This is a genomic window from Nocardioides sp. CER19 (genome assembly GCF_029846275.1).
Taxonomy (GTDB): Bacteria; Actinomycetota; Actinomycetes; order Propionibacteriales; family Nocardioidaceae; genus Nocardioides.
Window position 1 is genome coordinate 1,224,076 of sequence record NZ_JARVWS010000002.1, and the last position, 21,430, is coordinate 1,245,505.

At 71.2% G+C, this 21,430-nt stretch carries 24 protein-coding genes and 1 tRNA gene; 15 read left to right on the forward strand and 10 right to left on the reverse strand.

All coding sequences use genetic code 11. The features are described from left to right. Positions 1–117: 117 nt before the first annotated feature. The 5 genes from QDS12_RS14330 to rsrA all read left to right on the forward strand — a co-directional run bounded on the left by QDS12_RS14330 (position 118) and on the right by rsrA (position 3,308). Positions 118–849 carry a hypothetical protein gene (locus tag QDS12_RS14330; RefSeq protein ID WP_279879884.1) on the forward strand — a complete coding sequence of 244 codons (732 nt, stop codon included), beginning with the start codon at positions 118–120 and terminating at the stop codon, positions 847–849. 9 nt (positions 850–858) lie between these two features. Then, positions 859–1,629: an SOS response-associated peptidase gene (locus QDS12_RS14335; protein ID WP_279879887.1), complete on the forward strand. Its 771-nt coding sequence runs from the start codon at positions 859–861 to the stop codon at positions 1,627–1,629. Continuing rightward, on the forward strand, positions 1,622–2,311 hold the full coding sequence (locus QDS12_RS14340; RefSeq protein ID WP_279879890.1) for an alpha/beta family hydrolase: 690 nt from the start codon (positions 1,622–1,624) through the stop codon (positions 2,309–2,311). Before QDS12_RS14335 ends, QDS12_RS14340 begins: the two co-directional genes overlap by 8 nt. A 65-nt stretch (positions 2,312–2,376) precedes the next feature. Beyond that, positions 2,377–3,036, forward strand: coding sequence for a sigma-70 family RNA polymerase sigma factor (locus tag QDS12_RS14345; RefSeq protein ID WP_279879892.1), 660 nt, complete (start codon positions 2,377–2,379; stop codon positions 3,034–3,036). Beyond that, entirely contained in the window at positions 3,033–3,308 is a 276-nt protein-coding gene (rsrA, locus tag QDS12_RS14350) for a mycothiol system anti-sigma-R factor (protein WP_279879895.1), read from the forward strand. Before QDS12_RS14345 ends, rsrA begins: the two co-directional genes overlap by 4 nt. Positions 3,309–3,567: 259 nt before the next feature. Here rsrA and QDS12_RS14355 read toward each other — a convergent pair whose 3' ends face one another. Continuing rightward, positions 3,568–4,416 (reverse strand): DUF2785 domain-containing protein, encoded by an 849-nt coding sequence (locus QDS12_RS14355; RefSeq protein WP_279879897.1) that lies wholly within the window; start codon positions 4,414–4,416, stop codon positions 3,568–3,570. A 59-nt stretch (positions 4,417–4,475) separates the two neighbouring features. Here QDS12_RS14355 and QDS12_RS14360 point away from each other — a divergent pair, with 59 nt between their 5' ends. Then, positions 4,476–5,963: a PAS domain-containing sensor histidine kinase gene (locus QDS12_RS14360; RefSeq protein WP_279879899.1), complete on the forward strand. Its 1,488-nt coding sequence runs from the start codon at positions 4,476–4,478 to the stop codon at positions 5,961–5,963. A 5-nt stretch (positions 5,964–5,968) separates the two neighbouring features. Here the strand turns inward: QDS12_RS14360 and QDS12_RS14365 are convergent, their stop codons facing one another. Then, positions 5,969–6,223, reverse strand: a complete 255-nt coding sequence (locus tag QDS12_RS14365) for a WhiB family transcriptional regulator (RefSeq protein ID WP_279879901.1) — start codon at positions 6,221–6,223, stop codon at positions 5,969–5,971. 224 nt (positions 6,224–6,447) lie between these two features. Here QDS12_RS14365 and QDS12_RS14370 point away from each other — a divergent pair, with 224 nt between their 5' ends. Then, positions 6,448–6,843, forward strand: coding sequence for a hypothetical protein (locus tag QDS12_RS14370; RefSeq protein ID WP_279879904.1), 396 nt, complete (start codon positions 6,448–6,450; stop codon positions 6,841–6,843). A 6-nt stretch (positions 6,844–6,849) separates the two neighbouring features. Here the strand turns inward: QDS12_RS14370 and QDS12_RS14375 are convergent, their stop codons facing one another. The 3 genes from QDS12_RS14375 to sodN form a co-directional block, all read right to left on the reverse strand. Next, a complete protein-coding gene (locus tag QDS12_RS14375) occupies positions 6,850–7,650 on the reverse strand; it encodes an RNA polymerase sigma factor SigF (protein ID WP_279879908.1) in 801 nt (266 codons plus the stop codon). Between the two features lies 1 nt (position 7,651). Beyond that, the gene (locus QDS12_RS14380) at positions 7,652–8,080 is read right to left on the reverse strand and encodes an anti-sigma factor (RefSeq protein ID WP_279879911.1); all 429 of its coding nucleotides are present in this window, start codon (positions 8,078–8,080) and stop codon (positions 7,652–7,654) included. 69 nt (positions 8,081–8,149) lie between these two features. After that, positions 8,150–8,551 carry a superoxide dismutase, Ni gene (gene sodN, locus QDS12_RS14385; protein WP_279879914.1) on the reverse strand — a complete coding sequence of 134 codons (402 nt, stop codon included), beginning with the start codon at positions 8,549–8,551 and terminating at the stop codon, positions 8,150–8,152. A 50-nt stretch (positions 8,552–8,601) separates the two neighbouring features. Here sodN and QDS12_RS14390 point away from each other — a divergent pair, with 50 nt between their 5' ends. The 4 genes from QDS12_RS14390 to QDS12_RS14405 all read left to right on the forward strand — a co-directional run bounded on the left by QDS12_RS14390 (position 8,602) and on the right by QDS12_RS14405 (position 12,014). Beyond that, a complete protein-coding gene (locus tag QDS12_RS14390) occupies positions 8,602–8,955 on the forward strand; it encodes a S24/S26 family peptidase (RefSeq protein WP_279879917.1) in 354 nt (117 codons plus the stop codon). A gap of 177 nt (positions 8,956–9,132) precedes the next feature. Further along, positions 9,133–10,311 carry an NADP-dependent malic enzyme gene (locus QDS12_RS14395; RefSeq protein WP_279879920.1) on the forward strand — a complete coding sequence of 393 codons (1,179 nt, stop codon included), beginning with the start codon at positions 9,133–9,135 and terminating at the stop codon, positions 10,309–10,311. A 30-nt stretch (positions 10,312–10,341) separates the two neighbouring features. Further along, the gene (locus tag QDS12_RS14400; protein WP_279879923.1) at positions 10,342–11,331 is read left to right on the forward strand and encodes a zinc-binding dehydrogenase; all 990 of its coding nucleotides are present in this window, start codon (positions 10,342–10,344) and stop codon (positions 11,329–11,331) included. Continuing rightward, the gene (locus tag QDS12_RS14405) at positions 11,328–12,014 is read left to right on the forward strand and encodes an SDR family oxidoreductase (RefSeq protein ID WP_279879926.1); all 687 of its coding nucleotides are present in this window, start codon (positions 11,328–11,330) and stop codon (positions 12,012–12,014) included. Before QDS12_RS14400 ends, QDS12_RS14405 begins: the two co-directional genes overlap by 4 nt. Positions 12,015–12,043: 29 nt before the next feature. On the opposite strand, the gene QDS12_RS14410 is transcribed toward QDS12_RS14405, so the two are convergent. Together QDS12_RS14410 and QDS12_RS14415 are read right to left on the reverse strand one after the other, a co-directional pair. Beyond that, a complete protein-coding gene (locus tag QDS12_RS14410) occupies positions 12,044–12,220 on the reverse strand; it encodes a DUF6104 family protein (RefSeq protein ID WP_279879929.1) in 177 nt (58 codons plus the stop codon). An 81-nt stretch (positions 12,221–12,301) separates the two neighbouring features. After that, a complete protein-coding gene (locus tag QDS12_RS14415; protein WP_279879932.1) occupies positions 12,302–16,093 on the reverse strand; it encodes a multifunctional oxoglutarate decarboxylase/oxoglutarate dehydrogenase thiamine pyrophosphate-binding subunit/dihydrolipoyllysine-residue succinyltransferase subunit in 3,792 nt (1,263 codons plus the stop codon). Between the two features lie 154 nt (positions 16,094–16,247). On the opposite strand from QDS12_RS14415, the gene QDS12_RS14420 reads away from it, so the two are divergent. The 4 genes from QDS12_RS14420 (at position 16,248) to QDS12_RS14435 (ending at position 18,847) form a co-directional block, all read left to right on the forward strand. Further along, complete coding sequence (locus tag QDS12_RS14420; protein ID WP_279879934.1) at positions 16,248–16,832, forward strand: hypothetical protein; 585 nt, start codon at positions 16,248–16,250, stop codon at positions 16,830–16,832. Further along, on the forward strand, positions 16,829–17,767 hold the full coding sequence (locus tag QDS12_RS14425; RefSeq protein WP_279879937.1) for an LCP family protein: 939 nt from the start codon (positions 16,829–16,831) through the stop codon (positions 17,765–17,767). The genes QDS12_RS14420 and QDS12_RS14425 overlap by 4 nt, the downstream gene beginning before the upstream one ends. Positions 17,768–17,834: 67 nt before the next feature. Beyond that, on the forward strand, positions 17,835–18,353 hold the full coding sequence (locus tag QDS12_RS14430; RefSeq protein ID WP_279879940.1) for a hypothetical protein: 519 nt from the start codon (positions 17,835–17,837) through the stop codon (positions 18,351–18,353). Positions 18,354–18,364: 11 nt separating this feature from the next. Beyond that, positions 18,365–18,847: a YetF domain-containing protein gene (locus QDS12_RS14435; RefSeq protein ID WP_279879943.1), complete on the forward strand. Its 483-nt coding sequence runs from the start codon at positions 18,365–18,367 to the stop codon at positions 18,845–18,847. On the opposite strand, the gene QDS12_RS14440 is transcribed toward QDS12_RS14435, so the two are convergent. The 3 genes from QDS12_RS14440 to QDS12_RS14450 form a co-directional block, all read right to left on the reverse strand. Next, positions 18,844–19,098 (reverse strand): hypothetical protein, encoded by a 255-nt coding sequence (locus tag QDS12_RS14440; protein ID WP_279879946.1) that lies wholly within the window; start codon positions 19,096–19,098, stop codon positions 18,844–18,846. The genes QDS12_RS14435 and QDS12_RS14440 overlap by 4 nt on opposite strands. 130 nt (positions 19,099–19,228) lie before the next feature. Next, a complete protein-coding gene (locus QDS12_RS14445; protein WP_279879948.1) occupies positions 19,229–21,079 on the reverse strand; it encodes a hypothetical protein in 1,851 nt (616 codons plus the stop codon). Positions 21,080–21,265: 186 nt separating this feature from the next. Then, positions 21,266–21,338, reverse strand: a tRNA-Arg gene (locus tag QDS12_RS14450). Positions 21,339–21,430 lie beyond the last annotated feature (92 nt).

The window sequence follows — 21,430 nt, forward strand, 5'->3', positions numbered from 1 at the left end:
CCCCGATCCCGGATTTCCTGTGTGAAGCGGCGTCACGACCGGGGACGTCGCCCGTCTCATCCGCCGTACGACGGGAACGAGGAGCCCGTCGTCGGAAGGGATCGAAGGAGTCGACCTGTGGCACGGTTCTCGGTGCGACGCGCCCGTTGGTCGGGCGACGCTCGGGTGCCGGTCGAGGGGCTGACCGAGGAGCTGTCGGCGGCGCTGCCGCCTCGCTTCGAGGCAGCGGGGGTGGCTCTCGCCGCGGGCGGCCCTTCGATCCTGGAGGCGTGCTGGGTGGCCGGCCGCGACCTGGCGGACCTGGGGGTGCCGCTGGACGAGAGCATCGAGGAGCTCCGGTCGACCACCCGGCTCGTCCGTGATCGCGACCCGACCTACGACGAGGTCAGGGCCCTGTCCGTCGCCTGGGGCGAGGCGACCCTGGCCTATCTGCACGGCGTGTCCTGCTCCGACCCGCTCACCGGGCTCTCGAGCCTGGCCCACCTGCGCGAGCGGGTCGCCGACCTCTACCGGGGCGGCCGCGGCGACGACCGTCGGCACGCGCTCGTCGTCACCCAGGCGGGCGCGCCGGCCGGGCTCGACCCGCTGGCGTCGTCGCGCCGGCTGACGCTCCTCGGCCGCGCCGCCCGGACCGTCTTCGACGGGCCCGAGCCGATCGGTCGGGTCGGCCCGGCGCGGGTCGTGGTCGTCGCCGCCCGCGACGCCGCGCTGGCGCCGCGGGTCTCGCTGCTGCGGCGGATGGTCGAGCCGCACGCGGAGCGGGTGTGGATCGAGCGGCTGCCCCGCACGGACGACTCGGCGGCCCACCTGCTCGACGAGCTGGCGCGGGGGACTGGCCGATCCCTCTAGGCTGGCGCCGTGTGTGGTCGCTACGCCTCCAGCCGGGCCGCCGGTGAGCTGGCCGACGAGTTCGGCGTCGACGAGCTGCGCGTGGACGAGCTCCTTCCCGCCGACTGGAACGTCGCGCCGACGAAGGAGGTCTACGCGGTCCTCGAGCGGCCGCCCCGGGAGGACCGGCCGCAGGAGCGCCAGCTGCGGGCGCTGCGCTGGGGTCTGGTGCCGTCGTGGGCCAAGGACCGCTCCATCGGCAACCGGATGATCAACGCCCGGATGGAGTCGGTGGCCGAGAAGCCGGCGTACCGCAAGGCGTTCGCGTCCCGGCGCTGCCTGCTGCCGGCCGATGGCTACTACGAGTGGTACCCCACCCAGCAGAAGACGAGGTCGGGGAAGCCGCTGAAGCAGCCGTTCTTCATCCGCCCCCGCGACGGCGGCGTGCTCGCGATGGCGGGCCTCTACGAGATCTGGCGCGACCCCTCGAAGGCAGACGACGACCCGCACCCGTTCCTGTGGTCGTGCACGGTCATCACCACCGACGCACCCGACGACCTCGGCCGCATCCACGACCGGATGCCGCTGATGGTCGAGCGCGAGCGCTGGGCCGAGTGGCTCGACCCGACCAGCGGGGCCAGCCTCGACCTGCTCGTCCCGGCGGCGCCCGGCCGGCTCGAGGCCTACCCGGTCTCCACCCAGGTCAACAGTGCCGACAACAACGGTCCCGAGCTGGTCGAGCCCCTTCCCGCCGAAGGGGTGCCCGCGGAGGTCCCTGACCCGCGGGGGACGGATGGGTAGCAGGACGCGCATCGAGACGCCGTACGGCGAGGGTCTGCTCGTGACCCGCCGGGCCCGCCGCCCCGTGGCGACCGTGCTGCTCAGCCACGGCGCCGGCAACGGGATCGACACCGCTGACCTCGAGGCGCTCGACAAGGCGCTGCCCCCGCAGGGCATCACCGTGGTCAGGTTCGAGCAGCCGTGGCGGTTGGCCGGACGCCGGATCGCGACCCCGCCGCACACCCTCGACGCCGCGCTCACGCTCGCGGCCAACTGGATGCGGGTGCGGACCCCGCTCGTCGTGGGCGGGCGGTCCGCGGGAGCGCGATCGGCGGCGCGGACCGCGCGCTCGCTGGGTGCCGCCGGCTGCCTGGCGATCGCCTTCCCGCTGCACCCGCCGGGCAAGCCCGAGACCTCGCGCGCCGACGAGCTGCGGAACGTCCGGGTGCCGACCCTCGTCGTGCAGGGGGAGAAGGACCAGTTCGGGCGTCCCGACGAGTTCCCGGAGCTGACCGGCGTCGACGTGGCCGTCATCCCCGGCGCCGACCACTCCCTGAAGGTCGGCAAGCGCAACCCGATCAGCCAGGAGGACGCGCTGGCGGTGCTCGTCGAGTCGACGCTGGAGTGGTTGGTGCGCGAGGTCGTCGGTCCCGCCGACCCGGACGGGAATGGTCAGGGCCGCGGTCGCGTTCCCTCCACATGACCCTCCTGCTCGAGCGCCCAGTGGCCACGCGTGTGCCGCTGTCTCACCGCGTAGGCTGGGCCACGATGAGTGACTCTGACTTCAGCGACCTCGGCGGTGCCGTCGACCCCTCTGCGCCGGTGGACGTCTCCACCGAGTCCGAGGCGGACCGCACGAGCCGGTTCGAGCGGGACGCGCTGCCCTATCTCGACCAGCTCTACTCGGCAGCGATGCGGATGACCCGGAACCCCGCGGACGCGGAGGACCTGGTCCAGGAGACGTTCGCCAAGGCGTACTCCTCCTTCCACCAGTTCCGGCCGGGCACCAACCTCAAGGCGTGGCTCTACCGGATCCTGACCAACACCTTCATCAACAGCTACCGCAAGAAGCAGCGTGAGCCGCAGCAGTCGATGTCCGAGGACGTCGAGGACTGGCAGCTCGCGCGGGCGGAGGCGCACAGCTCGACCGGACTCCGGTCGGCGGAGACCGAGGCGCTCGAGCACCTGCCCGACAGCCAGGTCAAGGAGGCGCTGCAGCGGCTGCCGGAGGAGTTCCGGCTCGCGGTCTACCTCGCCGATGTCGAGGGCTTCGCCTACAAGGAGATCGCCGAGATCATGGACACTCCCATCGGGACCGTGATGTCGCGACTGCACCGCGGTCGCCGTCAGCTGCGCGACCTGCTCTCCGACTACGTGCGCGAGAACGACCTGCTGCCCGCAGGCACGGCGAGCGAGGACAAGAAATGAACGACCGGCAGGACCCCTCGGCAGCCGAGTGCGCCGACTTCTTCGAGCAGATCGTGTTCTTCATCGACAACGAGCTGGCCGAGGCCGACTGCACAGCGGTGCGCAAGCACCTGGACTCGTGCAACCCGTGCCTCGAGAAGTACGACCTGCAGCGCACCATGAAGGCCGTCGTGGCCCGCTCGTGCGCCGAGCACGCCCCGAGCGAGCTGCGCGACAAGGTCATGCTCCGGCTCCAGCAGGTCCGCGTGGAGATCACCACCACCGAGGGCTGATTTCACAGCAACGGGGACGGTTTGAGAGACTGTCCTTCGGCCCGTGTCGCGGGCAGCACCCGCAGGACGCCCCGGGAACGGGCACAGGATTCAGGAGGACACCATGGGCAAGACCGGCCGCAAGCGCCGCGCGCGCCGCAAGAAGGGCGCGAACCACGGCAAGCGCCCCAACAGCTGAGCGCCGCTCACTGAGCTTTCACAGCGCAGCAGGACCCCGTACCGGATCACCGGTGCGGGGTCTTCTGTCTCTGCGGCCGGGTCAGAGGTCGCGGTTGCTCTGGCGCAGCGCGTCGATGACCACGAGGAGGAGGTCGGCGCGTACCTCGGGCTGCTGGTGACCGAGTGCCAGCTGCAGGTGCACGGACCGCAGGAAGGACTGCGCGTTGCCGGCCACCGCCACGGCGGTCCGGTCGGCACCCTCGACCGGCAGCGTCGCGTTGGCGGCCACCCGTGCCACCCACGGCTCGAGCACGCTCAGGGGCAGCACGTTGCGCCGCAGGACCGACATGGTGGTGCCCGCGAGCCGATCGGCCTCGTCGAGGCCGAAGACGACGTCCGTGCGAGCCAGCACACGGTCGGCGACCACGTCGAGCACGACCGTCAGCTCGGGCCGGCTGACGTGCGGCGAGCGGGCGAGCACGGCGAGCGCGTCGGCCCCGTGGGCCACCGCCCGCGCCCAGCCGCGGCCGACCACGAACCCGCGCAGGTCGCGCTCGCGCAGGAGCCAGGTGGCCAACCGGTCACCCCACTCGAGCACCTTGCCGCCAGGCACGAGCGGGCGCCCGTTGTCGCGCTCCACGCAGGCCGCGAGCACGACGGAGGACCAGCTGCGACGGAAGACGGCGTCGGTCCCGGGCTCGGCCAGCCCGACACGCAGACCCGCGGCCATGCCGTCACCGAGGCCGGGCAGGAGGTCGTCGTAGACGCCCCGCTGGATCCAGGTGACGAGGGTCGGGACTGCGACTCCCTCGCGGATCTCGGGGTCCGGATCGCCCAGCATCCGGGTCAGATCGGCGGTCAGATCGCCAAGGGGACGGTCGGAGGGAACGGCGAGACCGGTTGCCCGCACGCTCTCCCAGTACGACCCCGACCCCGAAATCGCCGCCATGCGTCCATCCTGTCAGACCCCTCCGGCTGCCCCCACATCGTGCCGAATACGCTGACGCCGTGCCGACCTTGAGTGAGCTGGTGCGCAGCCACACCGACCTCGACGAGGCCGATGTCGCCTGGCTGCAGCTGCTCATGGCCGACTGGCAGATCGTCGCCGACCTCTCCTTCGCCGACCTCGTGCTCTGGCTCCCGGACCGCGACGGGCAGGGGTTCTGGGCGGGCGGCCAGATGCGCCCGACGACCGGCCCGACGGCGTACGTCGACGACGTGCTCGGCACCTTCGTCCCGGTCGGCCGCCGTCCCCTGCTCGACATCGCCTACTCCCAGGGTCGGCTGGTCCGCGAGGGCGATCCGGAGTGGCGTGACAACGTCCCGGTGCGGGTCGAGGTCATCCCCGTGCGCCGGGTCGGGCGCGTCATCGCCGTGATCGCGCGCAACACCAACCTGCTCGGCGTGCGGACCCCGTCCCGCCTCGAGCTGACCTACCTACAGACCGCCGCCGACCTCACGCAGATGATCGCGAACGGCTACTTCCCGTCGTCGGGGCAGCGCAGCGACCACGCGGACACGCCGCGGGTCGGGGACGGCGCGGCGCGCGTCGACGCCGATGGCCTCGTGGAGTACGCCAGCCCGAACGCGCTCTCCGCCTTCCGCCGGCTCGGCCTCTCGGGCGACCTGGCCGGCCTCGCGCTCGCCGACGTCACCCGCGAGCTGGTGCCGCCGCGCAACCGTCCCGACGAGGAGACCCTGAGCGCCGTCCTCGGCGGCCGCGCCCACCGCGACACCGAGATCGGCACCGAGCTCGTCTCGCTCATCGTGCGAGCCATCCCGCTGCGACCGGACGGGGAGCACATCGGCGCCCTCGTCCTGGTCCGCGACGTCACCGACCTGCGTCGCCGCGACCGCGAGCTGGTCACCAAGGACGCCACCATCCGGGAGATCCACCACCGGGTGAAGAACAACCTGCAGACGGTCGCCGCGCTCCTGCGGATGCAGGCGCGCCGGATCGACTCCGCCGAGGCGAAGGGAGCCCTCGAGGAGGCGGTCCGTCGCGTGGGGTCGATCGCGATCGTGCACGAGACGCTCAGCCAGGCGGTCGAGGAGGTCGTCGAGTTCGACGACATCGCCGACCGGGTGGGCTCCGCGCTCGGCGAGGTCGGCGGCATCGGCGCGACGGTGCGGGTCCGGCGCGACGGCAGCTTCGGCGGGCTCGCGTCCGAGGTGGCCACGCCGCTGGCGATGGCGCTCACGGAGCTGCTGCAGAACGCCGTCGAGCACGGCTACCCGGAGGTCCGGTCGCCCGACTCGGCCGAGCCGGGCGAGATCGTCGTCCGGGTGCACCGCAGCACCGATCTGTTGACCGTGACGGTGGACGACGACGGTCGCGGACTGCCGGACGGGTTCGACCTGTCCACGTCGACGAACCTGGGGCTGTCGATCGTGGGGACGCTGGTGGAGTCGGAGCTGGGGGGCAGGCTGAGCCTGGAGAACCGACCCGGGGGCACCGGCGCGCGTGCCGAGATCAGCGTGCCGCTGGGGCGATGACCACCTCAGACGTTGGTGCGGACGCGGGCACGGGCGTTGCGCCGCTTGAGCGCACGCCGCTCGTCCTCGCTCAGCCCACCCCAGACGCCGTGGTCCTGACCCGCTTCGAGCGCCCACTGCAGGCACTGCTCGCGGACCTCGCACCGACGGCACACGGCCTTGGCCTCCTCGATCTGGAGGATCGCCGGACCGGTGTTCCCGATGGGGAAGAAGAGTTCCGGGTCCTCGTCGAGGCACGCCGAACGATGGCGCCAATCCATGGCTGGGGGATCCCTCTTTCCTTCGAATGTCGGGGGGCGCGGCTCCGGATCGTCGGTTCCGCAAGGCTCGGGGCGAGTGTGAACGCCTTCACGAGCGCACCGGTCTAGTTTTCCCAGATTTGGCACGTTAAACAAGGGTGAATCTTGGTGTGTTGGATCACCGCCTGCCCTCGGCGCGCCGAGGCGGTCTGCCGGGTGGGCAAGCCCCCTCGTAGGCTGCACCGGTGACCAGCAGTGCCGCACGCCACACCTCCCGGCCCGCGACCCTCTCGGTGGCGGTCGCGCTCGTCGCGCTCGAGGCGCTCGCCCTCATCGTGCTCGCGGTGCTCGAGCTGTCGAGCCTGAGCGTCGGCCGGCTGACGATGGGCGTGACGACCGCCGTCTTCTTCCTCGTGTACGCCGGCGCGCTGCTGCTGTGCGCCTACGGGCTGCTCCGCCTGGTCTCGTGGGCCCGCAGCCCCGTCGTGCTCGCCCAGCTCATCCAGCTCGGCCTGGCCTGGAACTGGCGCGACACCCCGGCGGTCGCCGTACCGCTGGGGGTGTTCGCCGCCGCGATCCTCGCCGCGCTGTTCGCCCCGGCGAGCCTCGCCGCCCTGGAACCGCACGACGAGGACGACTGAGTCGGCCTACTCCTCGGCGAGACCCTCCCGCAGCTGGGCGAGGGTGCGGCTGAGCAGCCGCGAGACGTGCATCTGCGAGACGCCGATCTCGTCAGCGATCTGCGACTGGGTCATGTTGCGGAAGAACCGGAGCAGCAGGATCCGCTTCTCCCGGTGGCCGAGCTCCTCGAGCAGCGGCTTGATCGACTCCCGCAGGTCGATGTGGGCGAGGTTGACGTCGTCGATCCCGATGCCGTCGAGGATCGTCGCCGCGCCGTCCTCGGCGTCGTCGCCGGCGTCGAGGGAGAGGGTCGCGTAGGCGTTCCCCGACTCCAGGCCCTCGACGATCTCCTCGACGCTGCACTCCATCGCGGCGGCGAGCTCGGGGGCGGTGGGGGAGCGACCCAGGGTCTGGGTGAGGTCGGCGCTCGCGGCGGCGATCTGCATCCGGAGCTCCTGCAGGCGCCGGGGCACCCGGATCGCCCAGCCCTTGTCGCGGAAGTGGCGCTTGATCTCCCCGAGGATCGTCGGGGTGGCGTAGGTCGAGAACTCGACGCCGCGGTCGGCGTCGAAGCGGTCGATGGCCTTGAGCAGGCCGATCGCCCCGACCTGGAGCAGGTCCTCGTAGGGCTCGCCGCGGTTGCGGAACCGCCGAGCGCAGTGCTCGACCAGCGGCTGGTGCAGCGCGACCAGCTCGTCCCGTGCGGAGGAGTGGGCCGGCGTGCCGGCCTGTTCATCGGCCAGCACGGCGAAGAGCGCCGCGCTGCGGCGCTTGACCCCGTCGTACCCCTCCCCGGCCTGCTCGTCCGGAGTCGACGCGTCGATCATGTCAGCGGCCGGCTCCGAGGTGCGGCTCGGTGCGGCCGATGGACGATCCGGCCAGGAGGGTGATCTCGAAGATGCCCGGCTCGGCCCTGACCGTCGCCTCCCGTGCGAGGGTCGTGAGGACGGTCCACGCGAAGCTGTCGGCCGCCGGCGCCGTCGCGGCGCGGGCGGGGGTGGCGACGGTGATCGTGAGCTCGTGCGGGCGCAGCCAGAAGCGGGTCGTCAGGTCCGCGCCCGGGTCGGCCGCCTCGAGCACGAGCGCGGCCGCCTCGCCGACGGCCATCCGGACGTCCTCGAGGTCGTCGAGCGTGAAGTCGAGCCGAGCGGCGAGTCCCGCGGTGGCCGTGCGCAGCACGGAGATGAACGCGCCGTCGGTCGGGAGCCGGAGCTCGACGTCGGCGGTCGTGTCGCTGGCGATGATTGCCCTCCTCACAGGCGACGGGGCCGGTTCCAGGGTTCCTACCCCGGAGCCGGCCCCGACAAACTCGGCGAGTGCCAGAGCTCAGGCCTTCTTGGTCTCCCAGAAGATCTCGGCGATCTCGTCGATCTTCGCCAGGAGCTGGTCGGCGACAGCGCCGTCGAGGGTGCCCTTGGTGCCGGACGCTCCCGCGAGCTTGGTGGCCTCGTTGAAGAGGGTGTGCAGCTGCGGGTACTTCTCGAAGTGCGGCGGCTTGAAGTAGTCGGTCCAGAGCACCCACAGGTGGTGCTTCACGAGCTCCGAGCGCTGCTCCTTGATGATCACCGCGCGGGTGCGGAAGTCAGGGTCGGAGCTGTCGTTGGCCTTCGCGATGATGGCCTTGATCGACTCGGCCTCGATGCGGGCCTGGGCGGGGTCGTAGACACCGCAGGGCAGGTCGCAGTGTGCCGAGACCTCGAGCGTCGGTGCGAACAGTCGCGCGAACATGCGGGTCCTCTCGTCGTGGAACGGAAGCGTCGGCTGCGACACTACTCCGCGTGTCGCGCCGCTCTCCACGGGTACCCACTTCCTGGTCAGAGGCCCCGCTGGGCCTCGCTCGGGTCCGCGGTGCGTCCATGCGTCCGACCCTCGCTGCGGGCGATCGGCTGCTGGTCTCCTACCGCCGCCCACCCCGACCCGGCGACGTCGTCGTCGCCCGTCTCCCCGACGGGACGGTGGCGGTCAAGCGGGCCGCCGAGAGGCGTACGACGCCCGCCGGCACGCCCGGCTGGTGGCTGCTCAGCGACGACCCCGACGTGGGCGTCGACTCGCGGCACCGCGGGGTCATCGCCGAGGCCGACGTGCTGGGCGTCGTACTCGCCAGGTGGTGGCCGCGCCCGCGGGTGCTGTGAGCCATCCCATAGGGACGATCCGGTCGGGCTGACCGGTGGCTGTGCGAGACTCGACGAACCGGGCCAACATCCCGACACGTCCGCGATCACCCTCGCGTCGACCTCGCCTGACACCCCGGGCGGCCACCAGCTCACAGGTCACTCTCGTCCCTGGCCGCGTCAGAAAGCACTCCTCCCATGAACGACTTCGCCCACCCGTACGCCGGCGACCCGGTCTTCGACCTCCACCGCGGGGGCAAGATGCAGGTCGCGCTCTCGGTCCCGCTGACCGGCACGGCCGAGCTCTCGATGGCCTACACGCCCGGCGTCGCCCGGGTCTGCTCGGCGATCGCCGAGGATCCGTCCCTGGCCCAGCGCTACACGTGGGTGCCGAACACGGTCGCCGTCGTCACGGACGGCACGGCGGTCCTCGGGCTCGGTGACATCGGCCCGTCCGCCGCGATGCCGGTGATGGAGGGCAAGGCCGTGCTGTTCAAGCAGTTCGGCGGCGTCGACGGCATCCCGATCTGCCTCGACACGACCGACGTCGACGAGATCGTCGAGACGGTGGTCCGGATGGCGCCTAGCTTCGGCGGCATCAACCTCGAGGACATCTCGGCGCCGCGCTGTTTCGAGATCGAGGACCGGCTCAAGGAGCGCCTGGACATCCCGGTCTTCCACGACGACCAGCACGGCACAGCCGTCGTCACCCTCGCCGCCCTGCGCAACGCGCTGCGGCTCACCGGACGCACGGTCGAGTCGACGCGGGTCGTGATCTCCGGAGCCGGCGCCGCCGGCGTGGCGATCGCGAAGATCCTCGTCGAGGCCGGCGTCAAGGACGTCTGCGTCACCGACCGGAAGGGCGTCGTGAGCTCCGACCGCGCCGACCTGACGCCCGTCAAGCGAGCCCTCGCCGAGCTCACGGCGGACCGGCACGGCCGGTCCGGGACCCTGGAGGAGGCGCTCGTCGGCGCCGACGTCTACATCGGCGTCTCGGGCGGCACGGTGCCCGAGGAGGCGGTGGCCACGATGGCGGTCGACTCGATCGTCTTCGCGATGGCCAACCCCGATCCGGAGGTCCATCCGGACGTGGCGCGGCGTTACGCCCGGGTCGTCGCGACCGGGCGGTCGGACTTCCCCAACCAGATCAACAACGTCCTGGCCTTCCCGGGCATCTTCCGCGGTGCCTTCGACGCGCGCGCCACCGCCATCACCGAGGGCATGAAGCTGGCCGCCGCCGAGGCGCTCGCCGGCCTGGTCGGCGACGAGCTCGCCGAGGACATGGTCATCCCCTCGCCGTTCGACCCGCGCGTCGGTCCGGCCGTCGCCGCCGCCGTCGCCGAGGCCGCCCGCGAGGACGGTGTCGCGCGCGCCTGACCGGTTCGCCCTCTCGCTAGGTTGGGACACATGTTCGCCGTCTACGCGCAGTCCATCTCCCGTGACGACCCGCTGAGCGGCCTGGTGGTCGGTGAGCGCCCCGACCCCGTGGCGCCCGACCCCTCGACGACCTCGGGGCAGGACTGGGCCACGGTGAGCGTCAAGGCCGCCAGCCTCAACCACCACGACCTGTGGTCGCTCATGGGCCAGGGGCTCAAGGAGGACGCCCTGCCGATGATCCTCGGCTGCGACGCGGCCGGCCTGGACGAGGACGGCAACGAGGTCGTGGTCCACTCGGTGATCAGCTCGCCCGACTGGACGGGCGACGAGACGATCGACCCGAAGCGCTCGCTGCTGTCCGAGCGGCATCAGGGGACGTTCGCGGACAAGGTCGTCGTGCCGCGCCGCAATCTCGTCCCCAAGCCCGCGGGGCTCTCGTTCGAGGAGGCCGCGTGCCTTCCGACGGCCTGGCTGACGGCCTACCGCATGCTGTTCACGCAGGGGAACCTCAAGGCCGGCGACAGCGTCCTCGTGCAGGGCGCGGGCGGCGGCGTCGCGACCGCGCTCATCACGCTGGCCAGGGCCGGCGGTCTGCGGGTCTACGCCACCAGCCGCGACGAGACCAAGCGCAAGCGGGCGCTCGAGATCGGCGCCCACGACGTCTTCGCCAGCGGCGAGCGGCTGCCGGTCAAGGTCGACGCGGTCATGGAGACCGTCGGCGCCGCGACCTGGGCGCACACGATCCGGTCGCTGCGCCCGGGCGGCGTGATCGTCATCTCCGGCGCCACCTCCGGCCCGAACCCCGACGACACGATGCTCACCCACATCTTCTTCCTGCAGCTCCGGGTCGTCGGCTCGACCATGGGCACCAAGGCGGAGCTGGCGTCGCTGGTCCAGCTGCTCGACGCGACCGGCACCCGGCCGCTGGTCGACCGGGTGCTGCCGATGACCGACGCGCGCGCCGGCTTCGAGGCGATGGCGAAGGGCGACCTGTTCGGCAAGATCGTGCTCACCCGATGACCCCGACGGGCTCGGTCCGGCGAAGGCACCTGCTCACCGGTGCCGGCTCCGGCATCGGCCGCGAGCTCGCCCGTCGGCTCAGCCGTCGGGGCGACGAGCTGTGGCTTGTCGTCCGCGATCCCGCCAAGGTCACCGAGGAGTTCCCGGACGCCCGGCTCATCGTCGCCGATCTCGCGGACAGTACGGCGATCGCCGGGCTCGACCTCCCCGACCGGCTCGACTCGCTCGTGCACGCCGCCGGTGTCGTCGAGCTCGGCGCGGTCGCCGAGCTCGACGAAGCGGCATGGACCGACCAGCTGGCGGTCAACCTGGTGGCTCCCGCGCTCCTCACCCGGGCGGCGCTCCCCGCCCTGCGGGCCGCCCGCGGCACCGCGATCTTCGTCAACTCGGGCTCCGGTCTGCGGGCCAACCCCGGCTGGGCGGCGTACGCGGCCTCGAAGTTCGGGCTGCGAGCCCTCGCCGACGCGCTCCGGCTCGAGGAGCGCGACCACGGCGTGCGGGTGACCAGCGTCTTCCCGGGGCGCACGGCGACGCCGATGCAGGAAAAGGTCCACCGCCAAGAGGGCAAGGACTACGACGAGTCCCACTGGATCCGGCCGGAGACCGTCGTCGACGCGCTCGTGTCGGTGATCGACCTGCCGGCGGACGCGACGATCCCCGAGGTGCAGGTCAGCCCGCGCTGATCCGGGTCAGCGGCCGGACACCGGCGCGCTCAGTCCTCGGGGTCGTCGAGCCGGGCGAGCCAGGTCGCGAACCGCTCGACGGCGGTCTCGAACTCGGGGTGGACGTCGACGAACGTCTGGAGCTGCTCCGCGAGCCACGCGAGGGTGACCTCCTCGTCGCCTCGGCGCCTCTCCAGCTCCTCGATGCCGCGGTCGGTGAAGTACATGGAGGCATCCTCCCAAATGCGAACGAGGGGCCGGTCGTCGACCGGCCCCTCGTTCCACGTCCGAGAGACGGACTCAGGCGATCAGGCGAAGGCCTGGTCCATGAGCACCGACTGCTCGGCGAGGTGGCGCTTGACGGTGCCGACAGCGGTCGTGCTCGACGCCGCGCGGGTCACCGGCTCGACGGCGATGCCGAGGTGCGGCAGCACGTTGAGCGCGTACGACGGCCACGGTCCCTGGTTGGACGGCTCGTCCTGGACCCAGCGGACCCGCTTGAGGTTCGGGTACTTCGCGATCTCCGCCTTGAGCTCCTCGACCGGCCACGGGTAGAGCTGCTCGACGCGGGCGACGGCGAACGCCTCGCCGTTCTCGCGCTTGCCGCGCTCCACCATGAGGTCCCAGGTGACGCGGCCGGAGCAGAGGAGCAGCGTCTCGACCTTCGCCGGGTCGGCCGCGGTGTCCCCGATGACCGTCTGGAACGAGCCGGTGGTGAAGTCACCGGGCTGCGACGCGGCCTCCTTGCGGCGCAGCATCGACTTCGGGGTGAAGACGATGAGCGGCCGGTGGAACTCGCCGAGGGCGTGCCGCCGGAGCAGGTGGAAGTACGACGCCGGGGTGGACGGCTGGGCGACCACGAACGCCTCGTCGGCGGCGAGGATGAGGAACCGCTCGATCCGGGCCGAGGAGTGGTCGGCGCCCTGTCCCTCGTAGCCGTGCGGCAGGAGCAGCACGACGCCGGAGTCCTGGCCCCACTTGGTCTTGCCGGACGAGATGTACTCGTCGATGACCGTCTGGGCGCCGTTGACGAAGTCGCCGAACTGCGCCTCCCAGAGCACCAGCGCCTCCGGGCGGGCGACCGAGTAGCCGTACTCGAAGCCGAGGGCGGCGTACTCGCTGAGCAGCGAGTCGTAGACGTAGAACTTGGCCTGGTCCTCGGTGAGGTTGGCCAGCGGCGTCCACTCGTCGGCGTTGACCCGGTCGATGATCGTCGCGAAGCGGGACGCGAACGTGCCGCGGCGCGAGTCCTGGCCGGCCAGGCGGACGGGGCGGCCCTCCATCAGCAGGGAGCCGAAGGCGATCAGCTCGCCGGTGCCCCAGTCGATGTTGCCGTCGGTCATCGAGGTCGCGCGGCGCTGCAGCTGCGGCATCACCTTCGGGTGGACGGTGAAGCCCTCCGGCGGGGTGACGTAGGCGTCGGCGATCCGCTTGAGGACCTCGGGTGTCACCGCCGTCTGGGTCTCGGCGGCCGGCTTGTCCGGGTAGTCCGGGACGGTCGTCCAGGCCTCGGGGGCCTTGTCGGCCTCGCGGACCTCCGTGAAGACGCGCTCGAGCTGGTTCTGGTAGTCGCGCAGGACCTCTTCGGCCTCCTCGATCGTGATGTCGCCACGACCGATGAGGGACTCGGTGTAGAGCTTGCGGACCGACCGCTTCTGCTCGATGAGGTCGTACATGAGCGGCTGCGTGAACGACGGGTCGTCGCCCTCGTTGTGACCGCGGCGGCGGTAGCAGACGAGGTCGATGACGACGTCCTTGTGGAACGCCTGGCGGTACTCGAACGCCAGCCGGGCCACCCGGACGCAGGCCTCGGGGTCGTCGCCGTTGACGTGGAAGATCGGCGCCTGCACCATCCGGGCGACGTCGGTCGCGTAGAGCGAGGAGCGCGACGAGCCGGGGGAGGTGGTGAAGCCGACCTGGTTGTTGATGACCACGTGCACGGTGCCGCCGGTGCGGTAGCCACGCAGCTGCGAGAGGTTGAGCGTCTCGGCGACCACGCCCTGGCCGGCGAACGCGGCGTCGCCGTGCACCAGGAGCGGCAGGACCGGGAACGCCTCACCCTGGTTGAGCACGTCCTGCTTGGCGCGGGCGATGCCCTCCAGGACCGGGTCGACGGTCTCGAGGTGCGACGGGTTCGCGGCGATCGACACCTTGATGGTGTCGCCCGAGCCGGCGACGAACTCGCCCTCGGCACCGAGGTGGTACTTCACGTCGCCGGAGCCCTGGACCGTGCGCGGGTCGATGTTGCCCTCGAACTCGCGGAAGATCTGGTTGTAGGACTTGCCCACGATGTTGGCGAGCATGTTGAGCCGGCCGCGGTGCGCCATGCCGATGGCGACCTCGTCGAGCCCGGCCTCGGCGGCCGCCTCGCAGATCTCGTCGACGACCGGGATGGTGGTCTCGCCGCCCTCGAGGGAGAACCGCTTCTGGCCGACGAACTTCGTCTGCAGGAAGGTCTCGAAGGCCTCCGCCTCGTTGAGCTTCAGCAGGATGCGCAGCTGCTCCTCGCGCGGGGTCTTCTCGTGCGGACGCTCGACGCGCTCCTGGATCCACCGGCGCTGCTCGGGGTCCTGGATGTGCATGTACTCGATGCCCGTGGTGCGGACGTAGGAGTCGCGCAGGATCCCGAGGATGTCGCGCAGCTTCATGAACGGCCGGTCCTCGCGACCGAAGGAGCCGGTCGGGAACTCGCGCTCGAGGTCCCACAGGGTGAGGCCGTGGTTCTCGACCTCGAGGTCGGGGTGGCTGCGCTGCTTGTACTCGAGCGGGTCGGTGTCGGCCATCATGTGGCCGCGCACCCGGAACGCGTGGATCAGCTCGAGGACGCGGGCCTGCTTGCTGATCTGGTCGTCGTGGCTGGTCGCGACGTCGACGTTCCACCGGATCGGGGTGTAGGGGATCCGCAGCGACCGGAAGATGTCGTCGTAGAAGCCGCCCTTGCCGAGCAGCAGCTCGTGCATCTTCTTGAGGAACTCACCCGACTGGGCACCCTGGATGACGCGGTGGTCGTACGTCGACGTCAGCGTCATCACCTTGCTGATGGCGTTCTTGGCCACGGCGTCGGCGCTGGCGCCCTGCCACTCGGCCGGGTACTCCATCGCGCCGACGCCGATGATGGCACCCTGGCCCTTCATCAGCCGCGGGACCGAGTGGACCGTCCCGATGCCGCCCGGGTTGGTGAGGCTGATCGAGGTGCCCTGGAAGTCGTCGACCGTGAGCTTGTTGTCGCGGGCCTTGCGGACCAGGTCCTCGTAGGCGGCCCAGAACGCGGCGAAGTCCATCGTCTCGGCGCCCTTGATGCTCGGGACGAGCAGCTGCCGGCTGCCGTCCGGCTTCGGGACGTCGATCGCGAGACCGAGGTTGATGTGGGCCGGCGTGATGAGGTTCGGCTTGCCGTCGATGACGTCGTAGCCGACGTTCATCTCCGGCATGGCCTTGACCGCCTGCACCAGGGCGTAGCCGATGAGGTGGGTGAAGGACACCTTGCCGCCGCGGGCGCGGGCGAGGTGGTTGTTGATGACCGTGCGGTTGTCCCACAGGAGCTTGACGGGCACGTCGCGGACCGAGGTCGCGGTCGGCACCGTCAGCGAGATGTCCATGTTCTGCGCGGTACGCATGGGCGCGCCGCGGAGCACGGTGTAGGTCGGCTGGTCCCCGGCCTTCGCGGGGGCCGGCTTCGGCGACTCCTTCGGGACCGGGTTGGTGGTGCCCTTGGCCGGCTCGGCGGCCTTGGTGTTGTCGGGGCGCGGCTTCGCGACCGGCGCGGGCGCGGGGGAGGCGGCGGCCGGAGCGGCCTGGGTGGCCGGAGGTGCCTGGGTGGCCGGGGCGGCCTGGGTGGCCGGGGCGGGAGACGACGTGTCTGCGGGAGCGGCGGGGGCCTGCCCGGCCGGCGTGGCCTGCTTGGTGTTGCCGTTGCTGCCCGAGGAAGGCGTGACCGGGGCACCGTTGCCGGCCTCGAAGAACTTCTTCCAGACGGGATCCACGCTCCCCGGGTCCTTCTGGTACTGCTCGTACATCTCCTCGACGAGCCACTCGTTCGCGCCGAATTCGGCGGGGATCTCGGTCGAACTGGTGGTCGGGTTGCCTGAAGGCTGCGGCACGGCTTGGATCGCCTCTTCCGGAATGAGCGCGCTGTCTGCTGGGGAACGAGTTCCGGACGTCAAGGCTAGACCCCCATGCCAGCAAATGCAGGCGTCGGGGTCCTCTTTCATGCAAGGTGTCGTGGACACCACACGAACAGAAGATCGGACAGCGATGAGACGAGGCACCGCAAGGGTCGCCGCGGCCGTTCTGGTGTGCGGGATCACACTCGCCGGGTGCAGCGGCGGGAGCGACGACAAGCCCACAGGCGGCCGGTCGACGAGCGCCGCCAGCCCCTCGGCGACCACCGCCCCGGCCGCCCCCGAGGCGACGGTCGCCACGGTCACCGGTCGGCTCGACGGCGCCCGACGGGTCGCCCTCGCCCAGGCGGTCGGCACGGTGGTCGGCCGCTGGCTGGACGGTGCCTACCTCGGCCGGTTCCCGCGGACCGACTACTCGGCCGCGTTCGCCGGGTTCACCGCCGGCGCCGCGGCCAAGGCGCACCGTGACCTGGCGCTGATGTCCAACGCTGCGATCTCCAGCCGCATCGACACGGCGACGGCCACCAAGCGGGTGATCAGCCTCGACGTGCTGTCACTCGACCAGCGGCCGGTGGGCGTGACGGCCACGGTCCGCCTCGCCTTCGACACCACCGGGACCCTGACCGGGTCGCAGCAGGTCGCCGGCACCGTCGACCTCACGCCGGTCGGCAACGGGTGGAAGATCTTCGGCTACGAGATCGCGAGGACGCCGGCATGAGCAGGATCAAGCACGCACTCGGGCGGCTGCTCGGCCGCCGCCTGGTGGTGACCGCCGCGCTGGCCGGCGTACTCGGCCTGACCGTGCTGGCCGTTCCCGACGACACCACGCAGGCGCCCGACATGGTCCTCGTGGCCACCGAGCACGCCAAGGGCATCGACATCGGGCGCGACGTCATCTGGGTGCTCGCCGTGGGGTCCGACGCGCGCCCGGGCGAGGACATGACCCGCAGCCGGGGTGACGCCATCCAGATGGTCGGCATCAACACGAGGACCGGCGCGGCGGCCATCCTCGGCGTCCCGCGTGACTCGTGGGTCGACATCCCGGGCCACGGCATGAACAAGATCAACTCGGCGCTCTACTTCGGCGGCCCGAGGGTGTTCGGCCAGACGGTGGGCAGGCTCATCGGCATCCAGCCGGACTACGTCTTCATCACCAGGTTCCCGAAGTTCGAGAGCCTGGTGAACGGCATCGGCGGGGTCGACATCGTCAACCGGTCCTTCTTCGCCGACAACCCGCTCAAGCCCAAGGGGTTCAAGGCCGGGCGCCTGCACCTCGGCGGGTACGACGCCATGGCCTACTCGCGCATCCGGCACGCACTCCTGCGGGGTGACTTCGACCGGTCCGGGCACCAGCAGGTCGTGGTGAAGGCGATCCAGCGGAAGGTGCGGCAGAACCGGGCCAGGCCGGGCTTCCTCGCCCGAGGCGTGGTCTCCGTGATGAAGAACCTCCACACCGACCTGTCGCCGGTCCAGCTCTTCAGGCTCGGGCACGTGCTCGCCGACATCGACCCGGCCAAGGTGACCAACTGCGTCGTGCAGGGCAGCATCGGCAACATCAGCGGCCAGAGCGTCGTCCTGCCCTACGTCGCCACGGCCCGCCAGATGGGTCAGGACGCGAAGCGGGACGGCGTGATCTCGAGGTGCCGCGGCTGACGCAACGGCCCCACGAACTCCGCCTCCCGACGTTTCACGGGGCCGTGGAGAGCGCACTGGCACATCTGTGAGGATCCCTGCGTCCACCCTCGACGGGCTGGAGACCAGCGACGAGGGGCGTCTCGCCGTCTGGCTGCGCCGCGGCTTCCTGACCCTGCTGCTCCTGTTCGTCCTGGCCGGTCTGCTCGGTCTGCTCGGCGTGCACACCACCACCTCGCGGGCGAGCGAGGACGGCTGGACGGTGTCGCTCGAGCACCCCGGCGTCGCGCGACCTGGGCTCGACGTCGTGTGGGAGGTGACCGTCACGCATGCGGGCGGCTTCGACGGCGACGTCACGCTGGCCGTCTCCGGGGACTACTTCGACATCTTCGAGTCGCAGGGCTTCGAGCCTCAGCCCTCCGACGAGACCCGGGACGGCTCCTACTACTACCTCACCTTCAACAAGCCACCGGGGGACACGCTGACCGTCTCGTTCGACGCCTACGTCCAGCCCGCGTCCCAGATCGGCCGCTCCGGCACGCTCAGCGTCGTGGACGCGGGCCGGCGGGTGGCGTCGGTCGACTTCCGTACGTTCCTGATGCCCTGAGAGGAGTCGGCATGGAGATCGTGATCCGGGCGCTCGTCGTCTTCATCTTCTTGTGGGTCATCACCCGCGCCGTCGGGCGGTCCACGCTCGGCGAGCTGAGCACGTTCGAGCTGATCCTCTACGTGACGATGGGCGACCTGGTGCAGCAGGCGGTGACCCAGCAGGACTACTCGGTGACTGCCGCGGCGCTCGGCGTCGGCACGTTCGCGCTCCTCACCGTCGGGATCTCGTGGGTGCAGTGGCGCTTCCGGGGAGCCCGAGGCATCGTCAGCGGGCGGCCCGAGCTCGTCTTCGCCGACGGCAAGCCGCTCGAGGCGAAGATGGCGCGGCAGCGGCTTTCGGTCGCCGACCTGCTGGTCGCGGCGCGAGAGCAGGGCATCAAGTACACCTCGCAGATCGAGTACGCCGTCCTCGAGGTCGACGGCAAGATGTCGTTCTTCACCTATGGGGAGGGCGAGAGCGGGGCCCCGGAGTCCGGCGGGCCCAGCGGCTAGGCCGGATCAGCCCGGTCAGCCCGGTCGGCCCAGGTCAGGTCAGGCAGGCGCAGGTCGAGGTTGGGCTCCTGCACGCCGGTCGCGGCGAGCCGGGCCCGGTGCGCGAGCGCCGCCGTGGCGGTGCCGTGGGCGAGGTAGCCGCGGGCCGCCGTACGGCCCGTCATCGAGCTGACCTCCTCTGTCGAGGTCCAGACACCGACGAGCTCGAGGTCCGGGTGCGCGTCGACGCCAGGGATCGCGTGCCGCCCCACCGTGCCGGTCGACCGGACGACGACTCGGAGCGGCTTCTCGGGGGTGACCTGGGCACCCGAACGTACCTAGAACGAGTTCTAGGTATGGGGAAGGGCAGGGTGTGCTGTCCCTCTCCGAGGGAGGCGCTGCTCAGCGAGCGCTGAGCGCCGGGTCCTTGGCCACGGGCAGCTCCTTCTGCCACGCCGGCACCGCGTAGGCGTAGAGCAGGTCGCGCGCGCCGCGGACGTGGTCGATGTAGGCGTGTGCCGCTGCCGGGATCTGGGTCCCGACCGCGCTGCCGCGCGCGAGGTACATGGTCGTGAAGCCGTGGGCGTGCGCCGCTTGGAGGATCTTGAGCGCGAAGGCCTGGCCACCGGAGAGGTTGGAGAGGACCTTGATCTCGACCCGTGTCTGCCACGCCGCGCCGTAGTAGCGCTGGGCGGACGACGCGAGGCTGGCGAAGGCGGCGTTGAGGGCGGCAGGGGTGGTGAACGGGTTGATGTCCTTGACCTCCCACTCGACGGAGAGGTGTCGGGCGGCGTCCTGTTGGAACGTCATGTCGGCGTTGCGCAGGCCGCGGCGCTTCTTCAGCCCCGACCACACCCGGGTCTCGAAGCGGCCCTTCTTGAGCCACCTCGGGTTGAACGGCGCGCCGTGCGCGTTGATCCAGGTCAGCTGCCCGGGCTGGGTCACGCGGCGGGCGCCGGCGCGCCGGCTGGCGAGGTTGGCGAAGGCGAGATGCCCGTCCTGGTCGATCCACTGGTAGCGGCGCGCCGCGGCGTCCATCGAGCCGCGGAGCGTGTCGCCGACGGTCCCGCTGGAGCCCTTGATGCGCGTGTTGTTGTGGTAGAGCGGCCGCCCGGGAGCGGCATAGGTGACGTTGCCGAGGACGGTCTCGAAGCTGGGCTCCGAGGCCGCCTTCTTGCCGTTGAGGTCGACATCCGCGACGGCGATGTAGAAGCCGTTCACCGGCACGACGCCCGGGAAGGTCGCCACTCCGTTGACGTCGGTGGCGACGAGCTGGTTGACCGGCGTACGCGATCCGTTGGCGTAGCCGATCAGGCGGGTGGGGGCGCCGATGACCGGCTGGCCGTACTGGTCGGCGAGCGTCGAGCGGATGGCGTAGCCACCTCCGGTGACCTGCGTCGCCGTGGAGCGCACGTGGGTGACGACCTGGGTGTAGAGCGGTGCCTGGACCGATGTCGAGGAGGTGCCGTCGCTGACCCGGATGACGGCGCGGCGGGCGGCGACTCCCGGGTTGCCGGTCAGGTCCACCGGGACGCGGAAGATGCCGCTCGCGTCGTCGAACGTGCTCTTCGGGCTGTACCTGGTCGCGGCCGGAGCCGTGGTGGTGGGGAAGGCGGGCGCATCGGCCGTCGGTGCGACGGTGCCCGACGTCTTGCCGGTGACCCGGGCGTAGGTGTGGCCGTCGAGCTTCGAGGTGAACACGCCGAGCGGTACGGCGGCGCAGGTCGAGGTGCCCTTCGCGACCTTGCGGCGCGGCCGGATGAAGGGGCCGCACAGGGCCTCCTTCGTCGTGGCGTCGGTCTTCGACGGCTCGGAGAAGGTTCCCGCCGCGGACAGACTGACGGTCTCGGTGACCGGGTCGTCGGCGACGAGGAGCTGCGACGTCGGGTCGGTCGTGTAGGGGGTCGCCTCCAGCTGGGCCGTGCCGCTGCGAAGACCGGTCGTGGTCCACGGCGACTCGAAGACGCCGCTCGTGGCGCGGACGAGATCGGCCTCCCACGCGGAGCCACTGCTCGGCGTCACACGCAGGTGGACCTTGACCACGGCGGGGTCGGCGCCGAGCACGATGTCCGCCGAGGTCACCGGCCCGACGTGGACGGTGTCGCCCACGGCGGGCGTGAGGAAGGCGACGGCGGCATCCGTCGGCAGGGGGGAGTCAGCGGCTTGCACCGCGACGATCGGCAGACCCGCCGCCACGAGTGTGCCGATGCCGAGTGCGGCACCCCGCCGCACGAATCTGCCGAGCTGCGCCATGCGCACGCCCCTCCGTTCGGGCGCTCCCCTGCCGAGGGGCGCATGTGAATGGTGTGAACCGTGTGACGAAAAGGTAGCGTCTGATCGCGCTGGAGTCACCCGGAACGGCAAAAGAACCTGCGACACGCCGCGGCGGTCGTTGACAAAGGGAAAGACCCTGACCGTGACGGTCAGGGTCTTGATCTGCGCCTCCGGCAGGATTCGAACCTGCGGCACCTGGTACCGGAAACCAGTGCTCTATCCCCTGAGCTACGGAGGCGTGCGCCGCTGAGCGGTGCGGGGATGACCCTACCGCCCGGCCCGTGCGCTCACGAAACCGGGCGTGTCGGGGCTCGGGCCGCCCGGCGCAGC